Source organism: Microcoleus sp. Pol11C3 (genome assembly GCF_036701485.1).
In the GTDB taxonomy this organism is placed as follows: domain Bacteria; phylum Cyanobacteriota; class Cyanobacteriia; order Cyanobacteriales; family Microcoleaceae; genus Microcoleus.
In genome coordinates, this window is sequence record NZ_JAUBQW010000195.1 from 1 (window position 1) to 8,293 (window position 8,293).

9 protein-coding genes and 1 pseudogene are annotated in these 8,293 nt (G+C 45.3%); 5 read left to right on the forward strand and 5 right to left on the reverse strand.

Annotation, left to right across the window (positions count from 1 at the left end; translation table 11 throughout):
- Nucleotides 1-152 precede the first annotated feature (152 nt).
- On the reverse strand, nt 153-650 hold the full coding sequence (locus tag QUA40_RS26430) for a pentapeptide repeat-containing protein (protein WP_333131381.1): 498 nt from the start codon (nt 648-650) through the stop codon (nt 153-155).
- Between the two features lie 109 nt (nt 651-759).
- Here QUA40_RS26430 and QUA40_RS26435 point away from each other — a divergent pair, with 109 nt between their 5' ends.
- Nucleotides 760-1,128, forward strand: a complete 369-nt coding sequence (locus QUA40_RS26435) for a phage holin family protein (protein WP_333131383.1) — start codon at nt 760-762, stop codon at nt 1,126-1,128.
- Nucleotides 1,129-1,132: 4 nt separating this feature from the next.
- On the opposite strand, the gene QUA40_RS26440 is transcribed toward QUA40_RS26435, so the two are convergent.
- A complete protein-coding gene (locus QUA40_RS26440) occupies nt 1,133-1,924 on the reverse strand; it encodes a cobalamin biosynthesis protein (protein WP_333131385.1) in 792 nt (263 codons plus the stop codon).
- 120 nt (nt 1,925-2,044) lie between these two features.
- On the opposite strand from QUA40_RS26440, the gene QUA40_RS26445 reads away from it, so the two are divergent.
- Complete coding sequence (locus QUA40_RS26445; protein WP_333131387.1) at nt 2,045-2,407, forward strand: hypothetical protein; 363 nt, start codon at nt 2,045-2,047, stop codon at nt 2,405-2,407.
- Nucleotides 2,408-2,457: 50 nt separating this feature from the next.
- Here QUA40_RS26445 and QUA40_RS26450 read toward each other — a convergent pair.
- A pseudogene (locus tag QUA40_RS26450) lies at nt 2,458-2,698 on the reverse strand (TetR/AcrR family transcriptional regulator); the annotation flags it as partial.
- Between the two features lie 75 nt (nt 2,699-2,773).
- Here QUA40_RS26450 and QUA40_RS26455 point away from each other — a divergent pair.
- Entirely contained in the window at nt 2,774-3,136 is a 363-nt protein-coding gene (locus tag QUA40_RS26455; protein ID WP_333131389.1) for a hypothetical protein, read from the forward strand.
- A gap of 91 nt (nt 3,137-3,227) precedes the next feature.
- Here the strand turns inward: QUA40_RS26455 and QUA40_RS26460 are convergent, their stop codons facing one another.
- Nucleotides 3,228-3,845, reverse strand: a complete 618-nt coding sequence (locus tag QUA40_RS26460) for a helix-turn-helix domain-containing protein (protein WP_333131391.1) — start codon at nt 3,843-3,845, stop codon at nt 3,228-3,230.
- Between the two features lie 282 nt (nt 3,846-4,127).
- On the opposite strand from QUA40_RS26460, the gene QUA40_RS26465 reads away from it, so the two are divergent.
- Both QUA40_RS26465 and QUA40_RS26470 read left to right on the forward strand, forming a co-directional pair.
- A complete protein-coding gene (locus tag QUA40_RS26465; RefSeq protein ID WP_333131393.1) occupies nt 4,128-5,720 on the forward strand; it encodes a pitrilysin family protein in 1,593 nt (530 codons plus the stop codon).
- Nucleotides 5,721-6,237: 517 nt separating this feature from the next.
- The gene (locus QUA40_RS26470; protein ID WP_333131395.1) at nt 6,238-7,719 is read left to right on the forward strand and encodes a pitrilysin family protein; all 1,482 of its coding nucleotides are present in this window, start codon (nt 6,238-6,240) and stop codon (nt 7,717-7,719) included.
- A gap of 220 nt (nt 7,720-7,939) precedes the next feature.
- Here QUA40_RS26470 and QUA40_RS26475 read toward each other — a convergent pair whose 3' ends face one another.
- Entirely contained in the window at nt 7,940-8,278 is a 339-nt protein-coding gene (locus QUA40_RS26475) for a hypothetical protein (protein ID WP_333131397.1), read from the reverse strand.
- Nucleotides 8,279-8,293: the final 15 nt, after the last annotated feature.

An 8,293-nucleotide genomic window follows, 5' to 3' on the forward strand; every position in this document is an offset into this window, starting at 1 on the left:
GAGTTTCAGCTTCTAGTCTTATGCACGAGTCTATCTTTTATTAGATAAAGTTATCACCATAAGTTCTGAAGAGCCGTCTAAAATTTTGGGTTCGACTCTCATGAGTGTCGGGGGTTGTACCCGTTTTTGGGCATGATTCAGGACTAAACAAATCAGCGACATCCCAGAGAATCGCGAGTTGAAATCCCAGTTTGGGAATTAATACCGCTGGCTTTTGTGCACAATTCTTTAACTTGTGCGCCATCCATAATTGCGTCGGTAAAGTCAGCCCCGGTGATATCAGCTCCCTCAAAAGTAGAACGCAGCAAAATTGTTTCCGTTAAAATTGCATCGCTTAAATCGGCCTTAGTAAATTTAACTTGATCTATCATTGCATTAGTTAAATTTGCTCCGTGCAAATTCGCCTCAGTCATCACCGAAGCGCTCATAATGGCTCCCCGCAAATCGGCATTAGAAAAATTAGTCAAGTCCATATTAGCGTTAGAAAACTCAGCGGTTCGCAGCATTTGACCCGAAAAATCGCGTCTTGTCAGTTCGGCGTTGCTAAAGGACAGCGGAGGAGCGTAATATTTAGATTGAGCCTGGGCTGGCTGCGGCAGGATGAAGATAGTTAGCGCCCAGAGGAATGCTGCTAGTTGCCGGAGTTTCATAAGTCTGATATTCTCGCAAGGTGGGTATTTCGTAGTGTATCCCGAACTTTGGTCGATCGACTAAACAGTTAAAATCTTAATTAATAGTGATGGAGATGGAAAAAAAGATATGCTAAGTTTTTTCTTAACTTGGATAGTAGCAGCGGTTTCGCTGATCATTACCGCTAACATTGTACCAGGTATTGCGGTGGTGAGCTTTCCGGCGGCGATGCTGGCTGCTGTTGTTATTGGATTGGTGAACGCGGTTGTCAGACCGATTCTTACATTGCTGACGCTGCCTTTGAGCATTCTTACTTTAGGTTTGTTTTTATTTGTGGTGAATGCAGTTTCGCTTTCCCTGGCTTCGTGGTTGGCGGGTGCGTTCAATATCGGCTTTGCGGTTAGCGGTTTTTGGCCGGCTTTGTTGGGTTCCATTGTGTTGTCATTTGTTTCTGGGTTGATTGGTCGATTTGTGAATGCCAATACTTTGTCTCAGTAATACATTATCCCAGATACTCGATCGGGCCAACTGCAACCGCTACTGTTACCGCAGAACCCGCCCTAACCCCTCCTTGTGAAAGGGGGGGATTTTTGGTGCGAAATATTTGTTTAGGGACTAAGAGGGGATGTGAACCAGAGATTAACGCAGATGAACGCCGATGATTGATGGATATCTGCGTATATTCGCGTTCATCTGCGGTTAAATTTTCTTCTCTAACTGCACAAAGTGCCGCAGCTTCTGCTACGCTGGCAGTCCCGACTTGTTTGACTACAATATTTGAAGGATTGGGGACTTCTACGGAACTTAAAATGTCAGCCGCAAAGGTTTGTAACGGCCAGTTTCGGGCTTGACAAAGTTCTAACAAGCCGACTTCACCTGCTTTAGTGTCGATTGTAGCAATACCTGCGATCGCACTTTCGGCTAAATGATAAGCACGGCACACTTGTTTAATCGCTGTTTCGATTAATTCTCTATCTGTTCCGCGTTCACAACCTATCCCTATCCACAACACTCTTGGATGCCACTGAACCTTTGGTAAAGCAGATTCCGGCGAAAATCTTCTCTGTGTAAAACTAATCCAAATTCGGGCTTTGATATTTGAGAGATTTTCCCCCTCCCAATACAAAGAATGTTTTTCTGGCAGACTGTTTTGCCACAAAGTAGAACCAACTTCTTGAATTACTTCGACAGTTTCCCCTTTAGCAAGAGCCGCCGCCACTGCTGTCCAGTCACCTTCGCCCCGCCTCCAGCCACTGGGAATGTCTAGCATATCTAAAGTAAATTCATCGCTCATTATTCAGTTATCTATTCTGTAGTTTCACTGCAACCGCAATCTTAAAAAAAAATTAACACTCTGTTTAGTGAAACTTTTGGTATAATTGTAGCGCAAACTACAACAAATCAAACATTTAAGATGGTAGAACTAAATCAGTTACTGTTAGAGTTTGAAAGCAACCTCAAATCGGAAGGAGTCACAAAAGAATGGAAAGAGCGCCGGGAAAGTTGGGTTAGCGATGTGGCAGCATCAGTTAACCTGACATATCTAGCAGAATTGCTAGTTGAATTGGAATCTAACTTGCAGAGAGAATCGGTTGATATTCAGTGGCAAGAGCGTCGGAACCGTTGGGTAGAAGAATGTCTGGGAGCATCAATTGTTCAAGAAGTATCCAGTTTATTGCTGGAAATAGAAACCAATACCAATTCGGAAGCTATGGCTGATAAATGGCCACACAATCACGATAATTGGGTACAGCAACTGCACAAGTTTAACGAGTAGTTTCGAGGAGTCAGAGCCTGTAGATATGCGTTTTCAGGCTCTAAAATTTCCTAATGACTAATCACTAATTCTTCATCTGTCAGCAAAACCCCATTCAGAAAAATATCTGCGAGTCCTTCAGCCATTTCCTGCATTTGCTGCCGAGAAGCATTCGGCTCCATAATCGTATTTTGACTGAAGGGCGCGCCTGCACATTCCCACAAATACCTGAGCGACAATTTTCGGATTCATCTTTGGATAAACTTGTTTTTCCATCGCGGTGTCCAAACAAGCCTGAGCCATCTCGCTCATTATAAAAAACCAACACTCTAAATCAATAAAATTTGTACAAAAATAGCACCAACTGCAAACAAGACAAAACTTGATATGGTAGAACTAAACCAATTACTGTTAGAGTTTCAAGCCCACCTAAATGGGGACGCAGTGACGGAAGAATGGAAAGAACGTCGCAACTGTTGGATGAGCGAGGTGTTTGCAGCACTTGACGAAAAGCAGCTAGCCAAATTGCTAGTTGAATTAGAATCAAATTTTCAGGTGGAAGCGGTACAAAGTCTCTGGAAAATGATCCGTGAAAGTTGGGTAGAAGAATGTCACATAGCATCGACGCTGGAAGAAGTATCAAGTCTATTGCTGGAACTTGAAAGCAATACAACTTGGGAAGTAGTGACGGATGACTGGCAGGAGAATCGGGAGAAGTGGGTGCAAAAGATGTACGAGTTTATAGAGTAATTGGGGATGGGGGATTGGTGACTGGTTATTGGTTATTGATTAGAACAACCAATAAATAACAACCAACAAATAATTAATAACTAATGACTAATTATTCATCTTTCTCTAAAACCCCATTCAGAAAAATATCTGCGAGTCCTTCAGCCATTTCCTGCATTTCCTGTGGAGAAGCATTCGGCTCCATAATCGTATTTTGACTGAAACCTGCGACTGCAAACATTCCCAAAAATACCTGAGCAACAATCTTCGGATTCATCTTCCGATAAACTCCTTTTTCCATCGCTGTTTCAAAAAAAGCCTCAGCAACATCGCTCATTTTTCCGATGACTTCCAACTGAATTCTGTCGCGCAAATCCGGGTGAAATTGCGCCTCCAAAAAACACACCCGCATCATGTCGCTATTCTCGCGGATATTCAGCATCCGTCGCCGCATCACCTGAGCCACTGCTTTGTAACTGCCCATCTCGCTTAATTCAGTCAGCAAATCCGTCAGCAACTCCACCCATCCTTCCGTCGCCACCTCAATCAAAATCGCTTTTTTATTATCAAAATGCCGAAATAGCGTACCCTCGGCCACCCCCGCCGCCGCTGCTAAATCGCGAGTTGTCGTGCCGTCGTATCCGCTGCGGGCAAACAACCGCTGAGCTGCTTGTAAAATCCGCTTCTTGGTTTCTGTTTCAGAAGGAGGAGACTGATTAAAAATTCGCATGGCTTTGCAATCGGTAATTTGCGACTTGGAACTACGGGTTCGGGACTGAATGGCTAAATAATGTTAAGTTTTAAGTTGTGCGCGGCTTTAATCCCAAACTTAAAACTCCTCGCCGGGCCCCAGACCTTTTTTGAGATTTGCTGTATCAGCCTAACATCTGTGGCACAACAGATCGCTTATGCTTCCAAAAATCTTTATCCTGAGAAAAGAATCCCTGGCCACCGAGTACAAACATTTTTTTGTTTGATACTCCAAAATCTAAAATCTAAAATCTAAAATCGAATGACCCCGCAGTTCCAAAAACCCCGTGAAGCGAAGCTATCCCGTAGGGAATCGCCCCGCCAAACTCGATTCATCGCCTCCCTGCTGGCCGCTGTACTGCTGTGGTGGGGAGTTTCTCCCGAAATAGCCCTCGCCCGCCCCAACCCCGCTAGCGACTCCCAAGCAGTCTCTGTTCAACCGTCGCTCGATCGAGTAATCAGCCAAGTCACCGAATTTAAGCTCGACAACGGCATGACATTCATCGTGCTCGAAAGGCCCAGAGCGCCCGTAGCATCGTTTCTGATTCACGCCGATGTCGGCGGCGCAAACGAACCCGACGGCAAAACAGGTGTCGCTCACTATCTCGAACATTTAGCCTTTAAAGGCACGCCAAAAATCGGCACTACCGACTACAAAGCCGAAAAGCCGCTGCTAGAAAAACAAGACGAACTCTTCGAGCAAATGCAAGCAGCGAAGGCGAGCGGCAAAATTGAAGAAGTCGCCAAATTCCAAGCAGAATTTGACAAAGTTGAAGCCGAAGCTTCGCAATTTGTCAAGCGTAACGAACTCGGCAAAATAGTCGAACAAGCAGGCGGAGTCGGACTAAATGCCCAGACTTCTACCGACGCCACAATGTATTTTTACAGCCTGCCAGCTAATAAGTTAGAACTGTGGATGTCACTGGAATCCGAGCGATTTCTAGAACCAGTATTTAGGGAATTTTACAAAGAAAAACAGGTAATTTTAGAAGAACGGAGGCTGCGAACCGAGAATTCTGCGATCGGACAAATGGTTGAAGTTTTTGCCGATAAAGCTTTCTCTGTTCATCCCTACCGCCGCCCCGTAATTGGCTACACGGAAGACATTAAAAACCTCAGCCGCAGCGACGTGCAGAAGTTTTTTGATACTCACTACGTCCCCAGCAAGCTGACTGTTGCGGTGGTAGGAGACGTGAAAGCTTCGGAGGTGAAGCGACTCGCTCAAATTTATTTCGGTCGTTACAAGGCGAAACCAGCGCCTCCAGAATTGCAGATTGTCGAACCTCCCCAAACGCAAACTAAGGAAGTGACGCTGAAATTAAACACTCAACCTTGGTATTTGGAAGGATACCACCGGCCGGCGATGAATCATCCCGACAATGCGATTTATGAACTCATTGGTTCTTTGCTCAGCGATGGCCGCACTTCTCGGCTTTACAAATCTTTGGTAGAACAACAGCAATTGGCGCTGGCGGCTCAAGGTTTCAGCGGTTATCCGGGGGACAAGTATCCGAATTTGATGTTATTTTACGCTCAAACTGCTCCGGGCCGCACGGTTGATGAAGTAGCCTCCGCTTTGAGCAAGGAAATCGAGCGCCTGAAAACAGAGCCGGTTTCTGCTTTGGAATTGGAGCGGGTGAAAACTCAGGCGAGAGCCGAGTTGTTGCGATCGCTCAATTCTAATATGGGCATGGCATTTTCGCTGCTGGATTATCAAGTGAAAACTGGTTCGTGGCGAAATTTGTTCAAGGAATTGGAGGCGATCGCGGCTGTTACTCCCGCTGACATTCAGCGTGTCGCTCAGGCAACTTTCCGCCCGGAAAATCGCACGATTGGTAAGCTTTTGCCACTGTAAGAAGAAGGAAGAAGGAAGAAGGAATACTCATTTCTCGACTCTGCCCATTCCTGACAACTTAAGACTAAAACCCATAATAAATGTCGCTTTTCGTCGAGTCTAGATTCCCCTAAATCCCCCTTAATAAGGGGGACTTTGAGAACACTCTTGTCCCCCCCCTTAATAAGGCTACGGTGTACACACAAGTCCGATATCTGTGAACACAAGTCCTAAAACCCTTATCTAGCATGAATCTCATAAAGCCAGTTCATTCTCACTAATTTTAGGCTATTGAGAAGGAAAAACGAGAAATCAAGGTTCTAGGAAACAGGATTTGTACAATATTGGTCAGCACTAGACTTGTGTGTACACCGTAGCCTTAATAAGGGGGGTTAGGGTGGATATCGCAGTTCGCGACAAACAAGAGAGACGGTTGGTTTAACGTTAAGTTATCACGCCTTGGGTAGAGCCTGGGAACGCAGAGTCAGAGGCTATGCCTCGCTGTAGAATTGTCACAATAAAAAACTTAGGAGAAAGAATGAAAAGGACTAAATTGAGACTGAAAAAAGTAAAGTTATTTGTGCTATCGCTTTGCTTTTTTACTGTTTCACTTGGCACGTTTAATTTGTTACCTTCCTTTGCGGTGGCACCCAAACACTACGACGAATTAACATTTCCCCCGCTGGCAGAAATTAAACTGCCTAAATACACTCGCTTCGAGCTGAAAAATGGCATCCGGGTGTATCTTATGGAAGACCGGGAACTCCCGTTAATCGGGGGAACGGCGCTATTTCGCACGGGCGAGCGCTTTGAACCTGCCGATAAAATCGGACTGGGAGGATTGACGGGAGAAGTGATGCGAACTGGCGGGACGAGCCGCCATACGGCTGATGAACTAAATCAGTTGCTAGAACAGCGAGCAGCTTCAGTAGAAACGGGGATTGATGTTAGTTCAGGCAGCGCTAATTTTAGTGCTTTAGCTGAAGATGTGGAACCCGTGTTTGACTTATTTGCGGAAGTGATTCGGGAGCCAATATTTGCTCAGGAAAAGTTGGATTTAGCGAAGAACCAAACTCAAGGTGCGATCGCCCGCCGCAATGACGATCCTGACGATATTACCGGCCGCGAGTTTCAAAAATTAATTTACGGCGATCGCAGTCCTTACGCGCGCACGGTAGAATACAAAACCCTCGCCAATATTTCCCGCGACGATTTGGTGAGTTTCTACCAGAAATATTTCCATGCCAAGAATATGATTTTGGGTATTTCGGGCGATTTTGATACAGCTAAAATGCGATCGCTCGTCGAGCAAAAATTCGGCAACTGGCAACGGAGCCAAAGTGCAGAAGTGCCTGCGCTACCAACAGTATCACCAGCAAAGGGCGGCGGCATATTTTTGGTAAATCAGCCGCAATTAAGTCAAAGTTACGTGCAAATGGGACATTTGGGCGGAATGCTCAGCAGTCCAGATTACGGTGCTTTGGATGTAATGAACGGGGTTTTGAACGGTTTCGGTGGTCGTTTGTTCAATAACGTGCGATCGCGCCAAGGTTTAGCTTATTCAGTATACGCCGCTTGGAGTCCGAGATATGACTATCCGGGGGTGTTTGTCGCTGGAGGCCAAACGCGATCGGACGCCACAGTACCGTTCATCCAGGCAATTCGGGCAGAGATCGATCGTATCCGCACCGAACCAATTACCCCGGCAGAATTAGCTTTTGCTAAAGATTCCACCCTAAATTCTTTCATCTTCAAATTTGAAAATCCCAGTCAAACTTTGTCGCGATTAATGCGCTACGAATACTACGGTTATCCCGAAGATTTCATTTTTCGCTACCGCCGCAGCATCGAAGCAGCAACAATTGCCGACGTGCAGCGGGTAGCCCAAACTTACTTGAAACCGGAGAATTTGGTAACATTAGTAGTGGGAAATACGGCGGCAATTCAACCGCCGTTATCGAGTTTGGGAACTTCGGTCAAAGTGCAATCTGTTGATATCACAATTCCCTCGGCGACTTGAGCATGATTAGTTTGACGCACCACCCTCTTATGTGGTGCGTCACTATGAGATTGTCACTCTAATTTGTTAATTTGTGATGGCGACACACCCTACGGCTAAGCTGTTCTGCATTTAAATTGTCTGTTAAAAAACAATCAAACTCTTGTGCGGTGGGCGTCCCGCCTGCCTCGAATATGCAATTTAAATGCGCGACAGCTTATCTTGCTGAAGAACTCGATTACTAAAGCTCTGGAATCCCAAAACTACCTAACTGACTAGAGTTTGTCACATCAACCCATACTTGAAATTGAATTATTGAAGGTTTGACTGTAATTTCTTTCGGCATACCAAAACCTTTATTTGGCTGGATTACCTCACATGGAGCGAAACTGACTGCTTCGTTAACCTTAATGATCGTTCCTAAAAAATCGCCTTCTGGAGTGTTATAAAATTCAAGGGATCGCCCCTCAACAGGAGGATAAGGCAGAAGCGTAGAAAATGAACCGAAACCACACTCTTTATTTAGGGCTTGCTGAATAATCGATCGCAAACTATGAATAGGAGCGACCGATATATTCAAACTCAACTAAAGATA

What these genes read in the sequence shown, in the direction of transcription:
- QUA40_RS26430 (WP_333131381.1), bottom strand. Translation starts at nt 650, where the DNA reads ATGAAACTCCGGCAACTAGCAGCATTCCTCTGGGCGCTAACTATCTTC.
- QUA40_RS26435 (WP_333131383.1), top strand. Translation starts at nt 760, where the DNA reads ATGCTAAGTTTTTTCTTAACTTGGATAGTAGCAGCGGTTTCGCTGATC.
- QUA40_RS26440 (WP_333131385.1), bottom strand. Translation starts at nt 1,924, where the DNA reads ATGAGCGATGAATTTACTTTAGATATGCTAGACATTCCCAGTGGCTGG.
- QUA40_RS26445 (WP_333131387.1), top strand. Translation starts at nt 2,045, where the DNA reads ATGGTAGAACTAAATCAGTTACTGTTAGAGTTTGAAAGCAACCTCAAA.
- QUA40_RS26455 (WP_333131389.1), top strand. Translation starts at nt 2,774, where the DNA reads ATGGTAGAACTAAACCAATTACTGTTAGAGTTTCAAGCCCACCTAAAT.
- QUA40_RS26460 (WP_333131391.1), bottom strand. Translation starts at nt 3,845, where the DNA reads ATGCGAATTTTTAATCAGTCTCCTCCTTCTGAAACAGAAACCAAGAAG.
- QUA40_RS26465 (WP_333131393.1), top strand. Translation starts at nt 4,128, where the DNA reads ATGACCCCGCAGTTCCAAAAACCCCGTGAAGCGAAGCTATCCCGTAGG.
- QUA40_RS26470 (WP_333131395.1), top strand. Translation starts at nt 6,238, where the DNA reads ATGAAAAGGACTAAATTGAGACTGAAAAAAGTAAAGTTATTTGTGCTA.